Source organism: Nitrospirillum amazonense, assembly GCF_029594735.1.
Taxonomy (GTDB): domain Bacteria; phylum Pseudomonadota; class Alphaproteobacteria; order Azospirillales; family Azospirillaceae; genus Nitrospirillum; species Nitrospirillum amazonense.
The window spans coordinates 1,214,105-1,230,510 of sequence record NZ_JARPAF010000001.1; the positions used below are offsets into that span (position 1 = coordinate 1,214,105).

The window sequence follows — 16,406 nt, forward strand, 5'->3', positions numbered from 1 at the left end:
CAACCCCAACGCCGGACCAGAAGAAGACCGGCGCCTGCCCACGGTGAGGAACACGCCCCCATGTCGACCGATCAGACGCCCAACACCGCCTTGTCGCGCCGTGCCCTGCTGGGGGCCATGGCGGCCAGCCCCGTTGCCCTGACCCTGGGGGGCACGGTGCTGAGCGCCGGCGGCTTGCTTCCCACCCGTGCCCAGGCCCAGACCACCCTGAAAATCTCCCACCAGTTCCCCGGCGGCACGCTGACGGAGGGCGACTTCCGCGACCGGCTGTGCCGCAAGTTCGCGGCGCAGGTGGAGGCGGAGACCAAGGGCGCGTTGAAGTTCGAGGTTTACCCCGCCTCCTCCCTCATGAAGACGGTGGCGCAGTTGCAGGCCCTGCGGAAGGGGGCCTTGGACTTCACCCTCTATCCCATGCCCTACGGCGGTGGTGAGATACCGGAGATGAACCTGGGCCTGATGCCCTGCCTGGTGACAAGCTATGAGCAGGGCCTGGCCTGGAAGAAGAAGCCCATTGGTGAGGCGCTGACCAAGGCGCTGGAGGCCAAGGGCGTGAAGATCCTGACCTGGGTGTGGCAAGCGGGCGGCGTCGCCGCGCGCGGCACCCCGGTGCTGCATCCTGCCGACGTGAAGGGCATCAAGATCCGGGGCGGGTCGCGCGAGATGGACATGATGTTCAAGGCGGCCGGCGCCGCCGTCTCCTCCATTCCGTCCAACGAGATTTATGCCGGCATGCAGACCGGCAACCTGGACGCCGCCGTGACCAGTTCCACCAGCCTGATCTCCTTCAAGCTGGAAGAGCAGAGCAAAAGCCTGACCGCCGCCCGGCAGAAAAGCTTCTGGTACATGCTCGAACCCTTGATGATGTCCAAGACCGTGTTCGACGGCCTGCCCGCCGCCCAGCAGAAGGCCTTGCTGACGGTGGGTGAGTCGCTGGAGCCCTTCGGCATGGAAGAGGCCAGGAAGGACGACCAGCGCGTGGCCGAAATCTATGCCAAGGCGGGCGTGAAGGTCGTCGACATGGACGACAAGGTCATGGACGAATGGCGCGCCATCGCCCGCGACACCGCCTGGAAGGATTTCGCCGACCGTTCCGCCGAGGCCGCGGCCCTGCTGAAGCTGGCCGAGGATGTGGCATGAGGGCTGCCGAGCTCGATAAGGGGCCAGGGGCTGCGCGCCTGCCCCGGGGAGCGTCGGCCCCCGTCCGCTGGGCGGGCATGGCCTTGGCCTGGACCAACCGCGTCATCGCCACCGTCGCGGCGGTGGCGGTGGTGGCCGCCGGCATCGTCATGACCGAAGAGGCCTTGGCCCGGTACTTCCTGCACCACTCGTCCGACTGGCAGGATGAGACCGCCATTTTCCTGCTGGTCGGCGCCACCTTCCTGTCCGCAGCCTACGTCCAGTCCCGCCGGGGTCATGTCGCCATCGAGGCGGTGGGCGGGCTGCTGCCCGCGGGCGTGGAGCGTGTGCGCCGCTGGGTGGCGGACCTCATCTCCTTTCTGTTCTGCGGCTTTTTCTCCTGGAAGTCCTGGGTGCTGTGCCATGAGGCCTGGGTGGAGGGCTACGCCACCTTCTCCTCCTGGGCGCCGCCCTTGTGGATCCCCTACCTCGCCATGTCGGCGGGCATGACCCTGCTGACCCTGCAGATCGCCCTGCAACTGCTGGCGCCCCAGGCGGGGGATGCCCCTATGGAAGGACGCGCCCATGGGCACGGTTGAGATCGGCCTGCTCTACGGCGGCGCCACCCTGGTGGCCCTGTTCGCCGGCCTGCCCATCGCCTTCGCGCTGGGCAGCGTCGCCGTGGTCTTCATGTACTTCTTCATGCCGGCGGCCTCACTGGATACCGTCACCCAGAATGTGTACGAGGAGATGGCCAGCATCACCATGCTGACCATCCCCCTGTTCATCCTGAAGGGTGCTGCCATCGGCCGGTCACGCGCCGGTTCCGACCTTTATTCAGCCCTGCATGTATGGATGGGCCGGGTGCCGGGTGGCTTGGGCGTGGCCAACGTCTTCGCCTGCGCCCTGTTCGCCGCCATGGCCGGCAGCAGCCCCGCCACCTGTTCAGCCATCGGCAGCGCCGGCATTCCCGAGATGCGCCGCCGCGGCTATTCCCCCGGCTTCGCCGCCGGCATCATCGCCGCCGGCGGCACCCTGGGTATCCTGCTGCCGCCCTCCATCACCCTGATCCTCTACGCCGTCGCGGCGGAACAGTCGCTGGGCCGCCTGTTCCTGGCCGGGATCGGGCCGGGCGTGCTGATGGTGGTGCTGTTCGCGATCTACGCCGTGGCGCGCTATCGCCGGGAAAAGGCGGTGGCCACGGCGGCCTACGCCCAGGGCGGGACGTGGTCGGAGCTTCTGCGCACCGACACCTTCACGGCGCGCGAACGCTTCGCCGCCATTCCCCGCGTGCTGCCCTTTGTCATCCTGCTGATCGGCGTCATGTTCGCCCTTTATGGCGGCATCGCCACCCCGTCGGAAACGGCGGGTTTGGGGGCTGTCCTGGCGCTGGTGATGGTGGCCGGCATCTACCGTATCTGGCGACCCGGACAGATGGGTCCCATCCTGATGTCCACCCTGCGGGAGTCCACCATGCTGATGATGATCATCGGCATGTCGCTGCTGTATTCCTACGTGATGAGCTACCTGCACATCAGCCAGGGCGCGGCGGAGTGGATCGTGGGCATGCACCTGTCGAAGTGGGTGCTGCTGGCCGCCATCCTGGCGCTGGTGGTGGTGCTGGGCTTTTTCCTGCCGCCGGTCAGCATCATCCTGATGACCGCACCCGTCATCCTGCCACCGCTGAAGGCCGCCGGGTTCGACCTGATCTGGTTCGGCATCATCATGTCCATCGTCATGGAGATGGGCCTGATCCACCCGCCGGTGGGCCTGAACATCTTCGTCATCAAGAACATCGCGCCGGACATTCCCCTGCGCGACGTGGTGATGGGGGTGCTGCCCTTCGTGGGCCTGATGCTGGTGTCCATCCTGGCGCTGTGCCTGGTGCCAGGCCTCGCCACCTGGCTGCCCGGCGCCGTTTACGCCGGGTGAACCAACCGCCAAGAGGAAGGGGGCGGTCCCATCGGGGGCCGCCCCCCTTCCTCTTTTTCGGATTTGGCCGCCTGGTCAGGCCGCGTCGGTACGGATCTCGGCGACCACGCCATCCACGACCGTCTGCAGCTTTTCCACCCGGCCCGACAGCAGCTTGGACAGGTCGGCGATGCCGTCGGCGGAGCCGTTGGTGTCGGTCCAGGCCGACAGCGTCTCCTCACACCCCCGGGCGGCGGCACCGGCGCTCTGCACCGCCTCCGCGGCGCTGCGGGCGATCTCCTTCGTGGCGGCGTCCTGTTCCTCAACCGCCGCCGCGATGGCGGAGGTGGCCGCGTCCACGTCGAAGATGACGGTGGCAATGGATTCGATGGCCTCCGCCGCCTCATGCGTGCTGTCGCGGATGGCAGCCACCTTCTGCGCCACTTCAGACGTCGCCAGGCCCGTCTGGCCGGCCAGGTTCTTCACCTCCGACGCCACGACGGCGAAGCCCTTGCCCGCCACGCCGGCGCGCGCCGCCTCGATAGTGGCGTTCAGTGCCAGCAGGTTGGTGCGTTCCGCGATCTCGCTGATGGTGGCCAGCACGCTGCCGATGCTGGAGGCCGCTTCCGACAAGCCGTTGATGATGGCCTGGGCGGAGCGCGCCCGCTCCGCCGCCTCGCGCGTCACGCCGGAGGAGCGGGCCACCTGGCTGCTGATCTCGGCGATGGCCTCGGACAGCTGCGAGGCCGCATCCGCCACCTGCGAGGCGCTGTCCAGCGCATCCCCGCCCGAGGCGGCGATGGCGCCGGCGTTGTCCGACCCGCGCCGCACCAGGGCGCGCAGATCATCGGCACAGCCGCGGGCGTCGGTGGCCGCCCCGGCGACCTCACCCGCCAGGCCGCCGACGTCGCTTTCCAGGCGCCGCGCCAGGGCCAGCATCAGGCGGTTGCGTTCGTCCCGCGCCTGGGCGGCCATGGCCTCGCGCGCGGATGTCGCCTGGGCCAGTTCCTCATGCGCCTGGCGGGCATCGGCCAGGGCCTCATCCGACCGCTGGAAGGACCGGGCCATGGTCTGGGCCAGCCAGGCCAGCAGGGCGCCTTCGAACACCACCAGCCAGACGTACATCAGGATGCGCAGGTATTCCCCGCCGCGGACGCCGGCCGACTCCGGAACCGCCAGCCCGCCGACGATGAAGAACATCGCCACGGCTGCCGCGGACGCCGCCAGAGTACGCCCGTCGCAAAAGCCGGCGGACACGGCAACCAGGATGTAGACATAGACCTGCATGCCCGTCTGCCACGGATTGCCGGCGAAGGCCCAAATGGACAGGGCGCCGGCCAGGGGCAGGCAAGCGGCCAGCACCAGACGGCTGGCCGGGGGCGGCAGGGTCGCCCAGGCACCCGCCGCCACCAGCACGACCAGCAGCGTCGCCGCCGGTTGACGCCAGTCGAACCCACCCAGGACCACCAGTTGGGCAGCCAGAAGAACGAAGATCTGCGCCACCAGCAGCGTCAGCACCAACAGCGTGGTGGTGCGACGAACACGGTCCAAGGGCGACAGATTTGCAGCAGAGGCAAGCGATGCGGCAGGCATGGGGCCAATCTCCCGGAAAAGGTTTTCCCAGATAACCGTTCCCGGTACGCCTCGCCTTGACTTGGATCACTAATGTGCAATGAAGCGGGGCCCCATTGGGGGCCCCGATGACCTGGCATCAACGAATGGCGCGGGAAGCGGCGATCAGAAGAACGCCTGGCTCAGGTTCTGCTGCGGCGCCTGCACGGGGGTCGCCAAGGTCTCCACCGACGCCAGCCACTGGAAATAGCTGACCACGACCACGCGCACGGCGCTGGACAGGCTGGTTTCGTCATCACGCGAGCGGTCGATCACGTCCAGCAGCTCGGCGATCTGGCAGCCTTCCTGGCGGGCCAAAAGGTCCAGGCCGGTCCAGAACTGTGGCTCCAGCCGCATGGAGGTGCGGCGGGTGCCCACGCGGACGCTGCGCGGCACCAGGGACCGCGGCGCCGTGGCCTGATGCACGGCGGCCAGAACCGGAAACGGAAGGCGATGGCTGGTCAGTACGGTCATATCCATGCTCCGAGACAAGGATCCGGACGCGCTACCGGAGCGCATTATCCGGGGGTGTGATGGCGGTCCTTATCAAAGCGGGGGAAATGTAGTTACATAACTGTAGACTCATACAGGGTTAGGCGCTTTTGACGCGAAAGAGGTGCCCCAACCCGTCAATCGCGCGCCCCTCCCCGGGCCTCTCGGACGCTTTCCCATGATCCTGGACGAAGCCCTAAACCGGTTGGGCCAGCCTGACAATCCTGAAGATTTATTCAATACATTCAGCCAGTTGGCCCGGGACCTCGGCTACGCCGCCGTCAGTTACATCGACAGCCGCCCAGGCCCGGCGCCGGGCGAACCGGACCTTTTCGTGCGCACGACGGTGCGGGAGGATTTTCTCCACACCTACCTGTCCGAAGGGTATATGAGCCATGACCCGCTGATGGTGATGGCGAAACGGCAGGCCGCCCCCCTGACGTGGGCCGACGTGCCGGAGTTCCATGCCAGCCTGCAGGCGCCCTCCAAGCTGGATCTGCCGGCGCGCGGCCGGGCCAAGCAGGATGCCCAGCGCGCCATCGCCGTCATGACCTCGGCCGCCGATCACGGCTACACCCAGGGGTACGTCATTCCCACCCACACGGTGGACCCGCAGGGCCGCCTGGCCTCGGCGGTGGTCAGCCTGTTCTGGACGCAAAAGCCGGAGGGGCTGATCAGCCCGGATTCGGCGCCAGCGTGGCTGCGCCTCAGTGCCCTTTATTTCCATGAACGGGTGGTCAGCATGCGCCTGACACCCGTTACCCCGCCGCCGACGCTGACCCAGCGTGAACAGGAGGCCCTGGTATGGGCCAGCCGGGGCAAGACGGTGGAGGAAACGGGCGAGATCATCGGCGTGTCCGGCCGCACCGTGACCTTTCACCTGCAGAATGCGCTGGAAAAGCTGGGCTGCTACTCCAAGATCCACGCCGTGGCCAAGGCCATCCAGATGGGCCTGATTTATCCTTGATTTGGCTTCAGGCGCCAGCGGCCGCATCCGCGGCCTCGGCTATCCTCGCTCCGCCCTACGGTGCTCGCTGCGGGGCTCGCGGTCGCGAGCCTGGAAGAGGGACGCAGAAAAGGGGCGCCGGGAGTCAGCCGGCCCCCTGCTCATCGAGGGAGCCTTAATACTGCGACGCGCGGCGGCGGCTGACCAGGCGCTGCAGGTACTGGCCGTAGGGGCTGTTCTTGTAGGCCCGGGCCTGGGACAGCACCGCCTCTTCATCCACGAAGCCCAGTTCGAGGGCGATTTCCTCGGGGCAGCCGATCTTCAGTCCCTGGCGATGCTCGATGGTGCGCACGAATTCCGCCGCCTCCAGCAATGAATCGTGGGTGCCGGTGTCCAGCCAGGCGGTGCCGCGGCCCAGGCGCTCCACCAGCAGGTTGCCTTGCTGCAGATAGACGTTGTTGACGTCGGTGATCTCCAGCTCGCCACGGGGCGAGGGCTTGATCTCCCGGGCGACGTCCACCACCCGGTTATCGTAGAAGTACAGGCCGGTCACCGCCCAGTTGGACCTGGGCTCCTTGGGCTTTTCCACGATGCTGATGGCGCGGCCCTGCTCGTCGAATTCCACCACGCCATAGCGGTGCGGATCCTCAACCCAATAGGCGAAGACGGTGGCGCCATCCTTCACCGAGGCGGCCTTCTGGGCCTGGGCACTCAAGCCCTGCCCGTAGAAGATGTTGTCGCCCAGCACCAGGGCGCAGGGGTCGTTGCCAATGAAGTCGCGGCCAATGATGAAGGCCTCCGCCAGGCCGTTGGGCGCCGCCTGCTCGGCGTAGGACAGGTTGATGCCCCAGGGCGCGCCGTCGCCCAGCAAATCCTGGAACAGGGGCAAGTGGTGCGGCGTGCTGATCAGCAGGATGTCGCGGATGCCGGCCAGCATCAGGACCGACAGCGGGTAATAGACCATCGGCTTGTCATAGATGGGCAGCAGCTGCTTGCTGACACTCTTGGTCAGGGGGTGCAACCGCGTGCCGGAACCGCCCGCGAGGATGATGCCCTTCATTTGAATAAGCCTTGTATTTTATAAGGTTAAAGGAAAATCCGAAGTTGCGCGTCAGGATCAGGCCGGCAGCAGGACATCCAGGCTGCGGGCTAGGCTGTCGGGCCAGGCCGGCGCCCGCCAGCCGAAAACCCGCTCCAGCAGCGCGCAGTCCAACACCGAATTGGCCGGCCGCTTGGCCGGGGTGGGATAGTCCGCTGTGCCGATCGCCACCAGACGCGGGACCTTGGCGCCCCGCGCCTGGGCTTGGGCGAAAATCTCCGCCGCGAAGCCGTGCCACGTTGTGGCGCCGGTACCGCACAGGTGATAGGTGCCGAAACCGTCGCGCTGCCCATCCAGGATGCGGTTCCCCACCGCCACCAGGGCGTCGGCGATGTCCGCCGCCGCGGTGGGACAGCCGTGCTGATCCGCCACAACGCGCAGCTCTTCCCGCTCCGCGCCCAGGCGCAACATGGTCCTGAGGAAATTGGCGCGGTCGGGGCCATAAACCCAGGCCGTACGCAGGATGACGTGGGCCGGCAAAGCCGCCCGCACCGCCTGCTCGCCCGCCTCTTTCGAGGCGCCGTAGACGCTGACAGGGCCGACGGGGTCGGTTTCCACGTACGGGCCCACCTTGGTGCCGTCGAAGACGTAATCCGTCGACAGGTGCAGCAAGGGGGTGTCCCGCACGGCACAGGCGCGGGCCAGCGCCGCCGGGCCATCACGGTTGGCGGCATAGGCCGCATCGACTTCGCTCTCGGCCTTGTCCACGGCCGTATAAGCGGCGCAGTTCACCACCAGATCGGCGGCCGACACCGCCGCCAGGACGGCATCGGCGTCGGCGATGTCCAATGCCTCGCGGCCCGGGGCCGTGACTTGCCAGTTGGCCGGCACCACGCGCCGGAAAGCCAAGCCCACCTGACCCGCCCCGCCGAGCAGCAGTACCCGAACGGTCCCCACGCTCTCCCCCGTCATGAGACGCCCCCTTAGCCGACGACGGCTGCGGCGGGGGCGGTCACACCCAGGCGCTGGCCAGAGTACTTAGCCTCGCGGATGGGTTCCCACCACCAGCGATTCGCCAGGTACCAATCGACGGTGCGGCGGATGCCTTCCTCGAAGGTCACCGACGGCTCCCACCCCAGCTCGCGCCTGATCTTGGAGGCGTCGATGGCATAGCGCTGGTCGTGCCCCGGACGATCGGTCACGAAGGTGATCAGATCGCGGCGCTTGGTGCTGCTGGGGAGGCGCTCGTCCAGCAGGTCGCAGATGGTTTCCACCACGTACAGGTTGCGCTGTTCAGCGTTGCCGCCGACGTTGTAGCGCTCCCCCGGCACGCCTTTGCGCACGATCAGCACCAGGGCGCGCGCATGGTCTTCCACGAACAGCCAGTCACGGACGTTGTCGCCCTTGCCATAGACCGGCAGCTTCTTGCCCTCCATCCCGTTCAGGATCATGAGGGGGATGAGCTTTTCCGGAAAGTGGAACGGGCCGTAGTTGTTGGAGCAATTGCTGAGCAGCGTCGGCAGACCATAGGTGTGGTACCAGGCGTTGACCAGATGGTCCGACGCCGCCTTGCTGGCGGAATAGGGCGAGTTGGGCGAATAGGCGGTGTCCTCACGGAACAGCCCCTCCTCACCCAGCGAGCCATAGACCTCGTCCGTGGAGATGTGGTGGAAGCGGAAGGCGGCCTTGCGCTCCTCCGGCAGGGCCTGCCAGTACTCCCGCGCCGTTTCCAGCATCACGTGGGTGCCGTTGATGTTGGTGCGGATGAAGATGCCCGACCCCTCGATCGAGCGGTCGACATGGCTTTCCGCCGCCAGGTGCATCACGGCGTCCGGCTGGTGGCGCTTGAAGATGTCGCGCATGGCCTCGACATCGGCGACATCGGCCTTTTCCAGGACGGCACGGCCGCCGGCCAGAACCTCACCGATGGCTTCCAGGCTGGCCGCGTAGGTCAGCTTGTCCACGCACACCAGGTCATCCTGCCCTTCGGACGCCAACAGGCGGCACACCGCGGACCCAATAAAACCGGCCGCACCCGTCACCATTATCTTCACGCGCCAAACTCCTTTACGACCCTCATCCTGCCATTCGCGGGCGGCAGGTCTGAACAACGCGCCCGAAAATACAACTCCGTCCCGGCCAAAAGCAAACTCCGCGATGTACGTCCTTTTCCTTCCGGCGCGGGCGGGGCCGGCGGGGGCACCTGCGATAACCTGCCAAAAGTAGGGCCGCCCGGCCGCAGGTCGTACCCCCTTTCGCCGTTAATCTAGGGCAACGCGAATAAACAGCCATTCGCAAGCCTACACTATAGGTCTGCGTCATAAATCATGGACGGCAGGGACCAGGATATTGATGTACGACCAAAGCAGCCGTGACGAATGCGCCAGATACGATACTGTTGAAGATGAAAAAGCGCCCATCAATACGGGGCACCACATGATCAAGCGGACCTGAGAACGGAGAGAGAAATGGCTGGCAAGAGTGGATTATTGATCACCGGCGCCGTTATCGTGGTTCTGGGCGTGCTGGCCCTGGCCGTGCCGATGTTCACCACCAAGGACACCAAGGAACTGGCCAAGATCGGCGACCTGAAGGTCACCGCGAAGGAAGAGAACACCCATGTCGTCCCCCCCTTCGTCGGCCCCGCCGCCCTGATCCTGGGCGTGGTGCTGATGGGTGCCGCCCTGGTGCGCCGTTGAGCCAATGCGCTGTCAGGCGGACTGGCGCAACGCGTCGGCGAACTGACCCACGTGGCTTTTCAGATCGCTGGAGCGGACGGCGATTCCGCCGGCCACATCGCGCACGGTATCCGCTGCCCGCCCAGTATCGCGGGCGGTGCGCGCAAGGCCGATAACGTCGGCGGTGATGGCATCGGTGCCGTTGGCCGCCTCCTGAACGTTGCGGGTGATTTCCGCCGTGGCGGAGGCTTGCTCCTCCACCGCGGACGCGATGGATCCAACCATGGCGCTGATGGCGGTGATCATCTCCACGATGTGCCCGATGGAGGTCACCGCAGCCCCGGTCGCCCCCTGAACGGCAGCCACCTGGGTGCGGATCTCGTCCGTGGCCTTGGCCGTCTGCATCGCCAGCGCCTTGACCTCGTGCGCCACGACGGCGAAGCCTTTGCCGGCCTCTCCCGCCCGCGCCGCCTCAATGGTGGCATTTAGGGCCAGCAGGTTGGTTTGCCCGGCGATGCCGTTGATCAAGTCCACGACATGGCCGATCTGGCCCGTCGCCTCCTGCAGGGTGGCCACTTGGCTGGCGGCGCGGCGCGCCTCGTCGGCACCGGTGCTGGAGGTGCCGGCCGTCTCCGCCGCGCGAGCGCTGATTTCCCGGATGGAGGCGGACAATTCCTCGGTCGCGGCCGCCACCGTCTGCACGTTGGCCGCCGTCCGGTTGGTGGCCGTGGAGGCCTGGTCGGTGCGTACGCTGGTCTCCTGCGCCGCCTGTGACAGGTGCTGGGAACTGGTGCGGAGGTGGCCGGCTTCTTCGTTCAAATCCCCCGACATGCCATTCATCCGCGCGACGAAGGACTCCACCAGGGCCAGGCGTTGGGCCTGCTTGGCCTCCCGCTCCGCGCGGTCGCGCGCCTGCTGCACTTCCAATTCGTCGGCCCGCCGCATCTCATCCCGGCAGACGGTGATGGCCCGCACCATGTCCCCAACCTCATCCGCGCGGTTGGCCCCGGCGAGGTCGAAAGCGTAGTCCTTGCTGGCCAGACGAGCCATGGCCTGCGTGACCCGGATGATGGGCTCGGTCACGGCGCGCCGGGCGATCAACAGTGACAGCGCGACACCCGCCACGATGCCCAGCAACGCCGTGGCGATCATGATTCCAAGGGTCATCGACTGCGTGGCCGATAGGTCGGTTGCCTCCTCGGCGATGCGGGCGATGCCGCGCTCGATCAAGGGGTCGGTCAGCGCGGATGCCGCTCTCTCCGCCGTTCGCACCTGGGTCCGGAATGTGGCCTGCGCCTCCTCCGCTCTGCCCGCCGCAGCCTGGGTGCGTACCAGTTCCAGCGCCGTCATAACATCGCGTTCCAGGGGCCCCAGGCGGCCTGCCTCCGGCGCCTTGGCCGCCACCAACAGGGGCTCCAGCCTATCGTTCAGGTCCGCCATTTCTTTCAAGCGGTTGCTGAAGCGCTGCAGGATTTCGCCGCGGCCGGCCGCTTCCTCGGCGATGAGGTTCAAGGCGTCGCGTTGCAGGGCCCGACTGGTGGCCCGAAGTTCTGCGGCGGTCAGGATCCGGGTGTTGGATTGGACCACGGCGTTGGCGCCCTGATTGACTCTGGACAATCCTACCACACCCGACAAGAAGACCAGGAAAGCAACCATGGCAAGAATGATGACCGGCGACAGAATCTTCGTGCCCAGCTTCATCGTCTACTCCCATGAAACACGGCAATGATGACTTGTGACCTGCTTTCCCCCGGTTCCACCGGCACGACAGGGCCTTCAATCCTCCCGTCAACGCCCTTAACAAACGATGAATAGGTTGGTCATGGACTTACGGCCGCGTGGCTCTTTCCTTCACCTCCACACGTTGGCCGGTGAAGGGGTTCCAGTCCGTCTCCGCCAGGGCGGCCCAGGCCGTGGCGCCCAGATGGGGCTGGTGGTAATAGCGGAAGTCGTCCGTGGTTGAGCTTGGGCCCACCGCCAGGCCGGTGCTGACCGTGCCGGCGGCGGTGGCGTAGAGCAGCCCGCCCGGCTCCCTGGCTGCCTGGACGGTGGCCAGGGCCGCCGCCGCCTTGTCCGGCTGCCCCAGCATCTTGTAGGTGAGGGCCGCCTGCGCCGTGCCTTCGATCCAGACGCCGTCGCGGTCGTCATTGAAGTCGAAGCCGCCGGCGTTGGCATGGTGCTTCTCCACCCAGGCCAGCGACCGGCGCCAATCGGCCGGCGCATCCCCGATGGCCAGATGCGCCCACAACTGGATGTCCAGCGCCGCCCCGGGCGCCCAGCTGCGGCCGTCCGGCTTGGTGCCGATGCGGAAACGCCCCTCCGTCCCGTCCCAGGCCGCCGCGACGAAACCCCGCGCCAGAGCGGCGTGGCGGGTCCAGGCGGTGTCGCCTGTCGAGCGCGCCAGCCAGGTGAAGGCCGCCACGGCATCGATGTTGTGTTCCGTCGCCTTGTAATTCAGGCGCTGTTGGGCGGGATCGAAACCGTCCAGCCCGCCGATGAACCCACCCGGCTGGGCGGGGTCCGCCATCAAATCCGCCACCCAGCGCATCAGGCCGGCGGCGCGGTCACGATAGGCCACCTCGCCCGTAGCCTCGTGCAGCGTCAGCAGGGCCAGCGCCGCCCAAATCACGTTTCCCGTGGCACTGCCGTCCTGATAGCCGTCCTCCGCCCACTGGCCGGCCTTGTCATCCCACCAGCCCGGCGGCAGGGGCGGGCTGGCGGCGGCACCGGCGCGGTAGGCGTTACGCACCCGCCCGTCCTTGAAGGTCCGGTCCGTCGTGGCCGCCCGCACCAGGGCGTCGCCAACAAGGCGGGCATCCTCGACATGGCCGCATGCCACCAAGGCAATGGTGGTCAGGGCGTTGTCATAGGTGAACGCGCTGTGCGCCAGGGCCGGATGGGTGTCGCCCGGGTAGCTGATCACGAAACGGGGGCCCGATCCAGGTGCAGCACTCCTGACGGCATGCTGCAATGCGACACAGGTCTGCGCGGCCGCTGGCTCCAAGGGGCTTGCCAGGCAAAAATAGATCACCGCCAGGGCAACTTTCCTAAAATGCATGGTAATTTCCCAAAAACAAACGACAGATGTATTCTCATAATTTGTCGGAATGATGGTGGTGGGGCAGTAGGCGGCCCAAATATACACCTCACCGGTTCCACCACCCCGCGTGCAACGCAGCCCAACGATGCATGCGGGACTTGTTTTCATCTTGGTAAGGTTTTGCTAATAAACCGCCCGTAAACAATTGGCCGCCGTCGCAGGTGCAGCATAAGGCTTTGGGTCCAACACCCCCTTGTGCTGCGCGGCAAAGAATGGCGGACCACCGGGGCAGCAGAGAAGAGAGATCAGCGATGAACACGAAGTTCCTGGGCATTTTGGCCACCGTTTCCCTTTTTGTCGCCGGCCCCGCGCTGGCCGAGTGCAGCACGCACGCCAACCCGCCGTCCATCCCCGATGGCGCCGGCGCCACCACCGAGCAGATGACCAGCGCCAGCGCCTCGGTGAAGGGCTACATGGCGGACATGCAGGACTTCCTGAAGTGCCTGGAGAACGACAAGGCCGCCGGCTCCGCCAAGTACAACGCCGCCGTCGACCAGATGCAGAGCATCGCCAACGAGTTCAACAAGCAGCTGCGCGCTTTCAAGGCCAAGGGCTGATTGTACGCGCACTCAGCGCTCGATTTTAAAAAAGGAAGGATGGGCCCGCTGCCCACCCTTCCTTTTTTATTGGCTTTTTTGATAAGCCCTCCGTCAGGTGGCGGCGGACCAGTCCAGCTTGTCCGCCCGCCGCAGGGCCGGGAACAGCAGGCACCACAGCGCCACCACGGCCACCGTGCCGATGCCGCCCACCACCACCGCCAATTCCGTTCCCAGCCAGGACGCCGTCAGGCCGGACTCGAATTCGCCCAGTTGGTTGGACGCGCCGATGAACAGGCCACTGACGGCACTGACCCGGCCGCGCATCTCATCGGGCGTTCCCAGCTGCACCAGGGTCTGGCGCACGAAGACGCTGACCATGTCGACCGCCCCCATGACCAGCAGGCTGAGCAAGGCGATGGCGGGGGAATGGGTCAGGCCGAAGACGATGGTGGCCAGGCCGAAAACGCCCACGCAGGCCAGCATGATGGGCCCCACCCGGCGCTTCAGCGGCCAGGCGGCCAAGGTCAGGCCCACCAGGATGGCACCCGCCCCCGGCGCGCCGCGCATGACGCCCAGCAGCATGGGCCCGGTCAGGCCCAACAGACCGGCATCGGCGGAGAACTGGTCACGCGCCAGGGCCGGCAGCAGGGCGGTGGCGCCGCCCAGCAGCACGGCGAACAGATCCAGCGAGATGGCGCCCAGCACGATGGGCTGCTGGCGGATGTAGCGGATGCCACCCAGGATGCCGTCCCAGCTGACCGGGGCGCGGGTCACAGCGCGCGAGGGCGCGGATATACCGACCACGATTACCCCGGCCAGCAGCAGGAAGCCGGCGCCCACACCGAAAACCCAGTCATGCAGGCCGGCGTAGAGCACGCCGCCCAGCGCCGGCCCCAGCACGCCCGCCACCTGCATGGCGGATGAGCTGATGGCCACCGCGTTGGGAAAGTCGGCCTTGGGCACCAGGTTGGGCAGCAGGGCGGAGGACGCCGGCGCCTCGAACGCGCGGGCGGCGCCGAACAGCATGACGGCGGCATAGACCAGCCACACCGGCAGGTCGGGTGATGCCAGCACCACGCCGGTCAGGGCCATGGCCGCAGCCTCCACGCCCACGCAGATGGTGATGATCAGACGGCGATCCAGCCGGTCGGCGGCGTGGCCGGTAACCAGCACCAGGCCGACGGAGGGCAGGAACTGCGCCAGGCCAATCAGGCCCAGGTTCATGGTGCTGCCGGTGCGGTCGTAGATGGCCCAGCCGGCGGCCACCGCCTGCACCTGCAGGGCCCCCATGGACAGGATGCGCGCCAGCCAATAGCGCAGGAAAGCCGGGTGGCGCAACGCCCCGCCCCAGCCCTTGCGGGCCGGCCCGTCATTGGGCGCAGGGTCGGGGGCGGCGGCGTTGGAAGGGGTGCTGCTCATCACGTCTCTGCTGCTCACGGGCCGGCGGGGTCGGGCATGGCGACAAAGGATCCGGCGGGGCCCGGGTAGACCACCGGGCTGGCATAGCCGTCCTTGGAAACGGCCGCGATGCCAAAGAACCAGTCGTCGATGACGACATTGGGCAGGGTCACGGTGGTGGCGTCGCCGGCCCAGCGGTCGTGCTGCCAACTGGGCGCCAGGGTGTCGCGCCACCAGGCGCGATAGCCCACGGCGCCCGGGACCTTGGTCCAGCTCAGCGTGGTGTCATGCCTAAGCGCGCCCTCCACCTTCACGTCGCTGGGCGGGGCGGGAGCCCAGGCCAGACTGGCCATGGTCAAGGCGTTCAGGCGGGTCACCTGGGCCAGGTAGGGGAAATCGACACCGTCGATGGTATCGCCATAACGCACCCCGCCCTCGGTGCGCAAGTCCTGGTGCTGGCGGGTGTAGTTCTCATGCGCCTCGGTCACGCGGACGGCGGGGAAGCCCGCCTCGAGGAACGGCACCTGGTCGCCGCCGCGACCGAAGCGGTCGGTGCGGTAGACCATGCGCACGCTGAAATTATCCAGGTAGCGGGTGGCGATGCTGTCCATGTAGCGCGCCAGGTTGCGCGAGGGGCTGTCCACCTCGCCCCCGGAATAGCGGCGCTGGTTGGCCTGCTTCACCGTCTCCACCGCCTTGGTGCCTTCGGAGAAGACGCGGACATGAGTGTTATCCACCACGCCGTCCTCGCCTTGAGTGTTGCCGACGATGTCGTTGTTGAGGTCGGCCTCCACCTGCCAGCCCTGCTCCTTGGCGTAATCGGCCAGCACCTTGCCGCCCAGCAGGCCCTGTTCCTCCCCCGACAGCGCCGCGAACACCAGGGTGGCGCGGAATTTGTGGTGGGACAGCACCCGCGCCGCCTCGATGGCCGCCGCCACGCCGGAAGCGTCGTCATTGGCACCGGGCGCGTCGGCCGTGGCGTTCATCACGTCCGTCACGCGACTGTCCAGGTGGCCGGCGATGAGGATGACCCGCTGCGGTTCCTCCGTGCCTTTCAGCACGGCCACCACGTCCATGACCTCCGTCGGGGTGGGCACGCGCTTGCCCGACACCGTCTGCGCCGGGGTCACCACCGTCAGGCAGCCGCCACAGTCCTTCGAGATGGCCTCGAACCGGCTTTTGACCCAGGCGCGGGCGGCGCCGATGCCCCGGTCGGGGGAGGTGGTGTCGGACAGGGTGTGGCGGGTGCCGAAGGATACCAGCTTTTCGATCGTGGCATGCAGCTGCGCCGGGTCCACCTGGGCGGCGATTTCCCGCAGCACCGGATGGTCGTCAACGGGCCCCACGGCGGACGCCTCGGCCACGGGAGCCTCGGGTTTGGCGGGCTTGGCCCAAGCGTTCACGCCATGGAGCATGGCCCCGCTCAGCAGGAGGACGGACAGCGTACGCACAGACCGATGGCGCTGGGGCATGGGGTTCCCTGTGGTTTGGTGACTGAACTGCCGGATTATTATGGCGCCACGATGCGTTAGCGCTGACATGCAGGCAAGTGCCACCGCGCGGGGCGCATGGTCGC

The 16,406-nt window shown here is 67.1% G+C and carries 15 protein-coding genes; 6 read left to right on the forward strand and 9 right to left on the reverse strand.

Going from position 1 to position 16,406, the window contains the following annotated elements; genetic code table 11:
* Window positions 1-60 precede the first annotated feature (60 nt).
* The 3 genes from dctP to P5F91_RS04880 are packed head-to-tail and all read left to right on the forward strand — an operon-like array spanning window position 61 to window position 3,048.
* The gene (gene dctP, locus P5F91_RS04870; protein ID WP_145612373.1) at window positions 61-1,137 is read left to right on the forward strand and encodes a TRAP transporter substrate-binding protein DctP; all 1,077 of its coding nucleotides are present in this window, start codon (window positions 61-63) and stop codon (window positions 1,135-1,137) included.
* A complete protein-coding gene (locus P5F91_RS04875) occupies window positions 1,134-1,715 on the forward strand; it encodes a TRAP transporter small permease (RefSeq protein ID WP_145612374.1) in 582 nt (193 codons plus the stop codon). Before dctP ends, P5F91_RS04875 begins: the two co-directional genes overlap by 4 nt.
* Window positions 1,702-3,048 carry a TRAP transporter large permease gene (locus P5F91_RS04880; protein WP_145612375.1) on the forward strand — a complete coding sequence of 449 codons (1,347 nt, stop codon included), beginning with the start codon at window positions 1,702-1,704 and terminating at the stop codon, window positions 3,046-3,048. Before P5F91_RS04875 ends, P5F91_RS04880 begins: the two co-directional genes overlap by 14 nt.
* 75 nt (window positions 3,049-3,123) lie before the next feature.
* Here the strand turns inward: P5F91_RS04880 and P5F91_RS04885 are convergent, their stop codons facing one another.
* Together P5F91_RS04885 and P5F91_RS04890 are read right to left on the reverse strand one after the other, a co-directional pair.
* A complete protein-coding gene (locus P5F91_RS04885; protein ID WP_277906684.1) occupies window positions 3,124-4,578 on the reverse strand; it encodes a methyl-accepting chemotaxis protein in 1,455 nt (484 codons plus the stop codon).
* 186 nt (window positions 4,579-4,764) lie between these two features.
* Complete coding sequence (locus tag P5F91_RS04890) at window positions 4,765-5,112, reverse strand: ribbon-helix-helix domain-containing protein (protein ID WP_186454861.1); 348 nt, start codon at window positions 5,110-5,112, stop codon at window positions 4,765-4,767.
* Window positions 5,113-5,308: 196 nt separating this feature from the next.
* Here P5F91_RS04890 and P5F91_RS04895 point away from each other — a divergent pair, with 196 nt between their 5' ends.
* Window positions 5,309-6,097: a helix-turn-helix transcriptional regulator gene (locus tag P5F91_RS04895; protein WP_145612377.1), complete on the forward strand. Its 789-nt coding sequence runs from the start codon at window positions 5,309-5,311 to the stop codon at window positions 6,095-6,097.
* 154 nt (window positions 6,098-6,251) lie between these two features.
* Here the strand turns inward: P5F91_RS04895 and rfbA are convergent, their stop codons facing one another.
* The 3 genes from rfbA to rfbB are packed head-to-tail and all read right to left on the reverse strand — an operon-like array spanning window position 6,252 to window position 9,169.
* The gene (gene rfbA, locus P5F91_RS04900) at window positions 6,252-7,136 is read right to left on the reverse strand and encodes a glucose-1-phosphate thymidylyltransferase RfbA (protein ID WP_145612378.1); all 885 of its coding nucleotides are present in this window, start codon (window positions 7,134-7,136) and stop codon (window positions 6,252-6,254) included.
* Between the two features lie 57 nt (window positions 7,137-7,193).
* Window positions 7,194-8,087, reverse strand: a complete 894-nt coding sequence (gene rfbD, locus P5F91_RS04905; RefSeq protein WP_145612379.1) for a dTDP-4-dehydrorhamnose reductase — start codon at window positions 8,085-8,087, stop codon at window positions 7,194-7,196.
* Between the two features lie 11 nt (window positions 8,088-8,098).
* The gene (gene rfbB, locus P5F91_RS04910; RefSeq protein ID WP_145612380.1) at window positions 8,099-9,169 is read right to left on the reverse strand and encodes a dTDP-glucose 4,6-dehydratase; all 1,071 of its coding nucleotides are present in this window, start codon (window positions 9,167-9,169) and stop codon (window positions 8,099-8,101) included.
* A 414-nt stretch (window positions 9,170-9,583) separates the two neighbouring features.
* Between rfbB and P5F91_RS04915 the strand changes: the two genes are divergently transcribed.
* Window positions 9,584-9,814 (forward strand): hypothetical protein, encoded by a 231-nt coding sequence (locus tag P5F91_RS04915; RefSeq protein ID WP_145612381.1) that lies wholly within the window; start codon window positions 9,584-9,586, stop codon window positions 9,812-9,814.
* Window positions 9,815-9,826: 12 nt separating this feature from the next.
* Here the strand turns inward: P5F91_RS04915 and P5F91_RS04920 are convergent, their stop codons facing one another.
* Both P5F91_RS04920 and P5F91_RS04925 read right to left on the reverse strand, forming a co-directional pair.
* The gene (locus P5F91_RS04920; RefSeq protein ID WP_422394454.1) at window positions 9,827-11,419 is read right to left on the reverse strand and encodes a methyl-accepting chemotaxis protein; all 1,593 of its coding nucleotides are present in this window, start codon (window positions 11,417-11,419) and stop codon (window positions 9,827-9,829) included.
* A gap of 202 nt (window positions 11,420-11,621) precedes the next feature.
* Complete coding sequence (locus P5F91_RS04925) at window positions 11,622-12,716, reverse strand: YyaL domain-containing protein (protein ID WP_277906686.1); 1,095 nt, start codon at window positions 12,714-12,716, stop codon at window positions 11,622-11,624.
* A gap of 428 nt (window positions 12,717-13,144) precedes the next feature.
* Here P5F91_RS04925 and P5F91_RS04930 point away from each other — a divergent pair, with 428 nt between their 5' ends.
* Window positions 13,145-13,450, forward strand: coding sequence for a hypothetical protein (locus P5F91_RS04930; RefSeq protein WP_145612383.1), 306 nt, complete (start codon window positions 13,145-13,147; stop codon window positions 13,448-13,450).
* A 93-nt stretch (window positions 13,451-13,543) separates the two neighbouring features.
* Here P5F91_RS04930 and P5F91_RS04935 read toward each other — a convergent pair whose 3' ends face one another.
* Together P5F91_RS04935 and P5F91_RS04940 are read right to left on the reverse strand one after the other, a co-directional pair.
* Complete coding sequence (locus P5F91_RS04935; protein WP_277906687.1) at window positions 13,544-14,851, reverse strand: MFS transporter; 1,308 nt, start codon at window positions 14,849-14,851, stop codon at window positions 13,544-13,546.
* A 14-nt stretch (window positions 14,852-14,865) separates the two neighbouring features.
* Entirely contained in the window at window positions 14,866-16,302 is a 1,437-nt protein-coding gene (locus tag P5F91_RS04940; RefSeq protein WP_277906688.1) for a M20/M25/M40 family metallo-hydrolase, read from the reverse strand.
* Window positions 16,303-16,406: the final 104 nt, after the last annotated feature.

Coding starts and splice junctions, on each gene's coding strand:
- dctP (WP_145612373.1), top strand. CDS start 61: ATGTCGACCGATCAGACGCCCAACACCGCCTTGTCGCGCCGTGCCCTG.
- P5F91_RS04875 (WP_145612374.1), top strand. CDS start 1,134: ATGAGGGCTGCCGAGCTCGATAAGGGGCCAGGGGCTGCGCGCCTGCCC.
- P5F91_RS04880 (WP_145612375.1), top strand. CDS start 1,702: ATGGGCACGGTTGAGATCGGCCTGCTCTACGGCGGCGCCACCCTGGTG.
- P5F91_RS04890 (WP_186454861.1), bottom strand. CDS start 5,112: ATGACCGTACTGACCAGCCATCGCCTTCCGTTTCCGGTTCTGGCCGCC.
- P5F91_RS04895 (WP_145612377.1), top strand. CDS start 5,309: ATGATCCTGGACGAAGCCCTAAACCGGTTGGGCCAGCCTGACAATCCT.
- rfbA (WP_145612378.1), bottom strand. CDS start 7,136: ATGAAGGGCATCATCCTCGCGGGCGGTTCCGGCACGCGGTTGCACCCC.
- rfbD (WP_145612379.1), bottom strand. CDS start 8,087: ATGACGGGGGAGAGCGTGGGGACCGTTCGGGTACTGCTGCTCGGCGGG.
- P5F91_RS04915 (WP_145612381.1), top strand. CDS start 9,584: ATGGCTGGCAAGAGTGGATTATTGATCACCGGCGCCGTTATCGTGGTT.
- P5F91_RS04930 (WP_145612383.1), top strand. CDS start 13,145: ATGAACACGAAGTTCCTGGGCATTTTGGCCACCGTTTCCCTTTTTGTC.
- P5F91_RS04935 (WP_277906687.1), bottom strand. CDS start 14,851: ATGAGCAGCACCCCTTCCAACGCCGCCGCCCCCGACCCTGCGCCCAAT.
- P5F91_RS04940 (WP_277906688.1), bottom strand. CDS start 16,302: ATGCCCCAGCGCCATCGGTCTGTGCGTACGCTGTCCGTCCTCCTGCTG.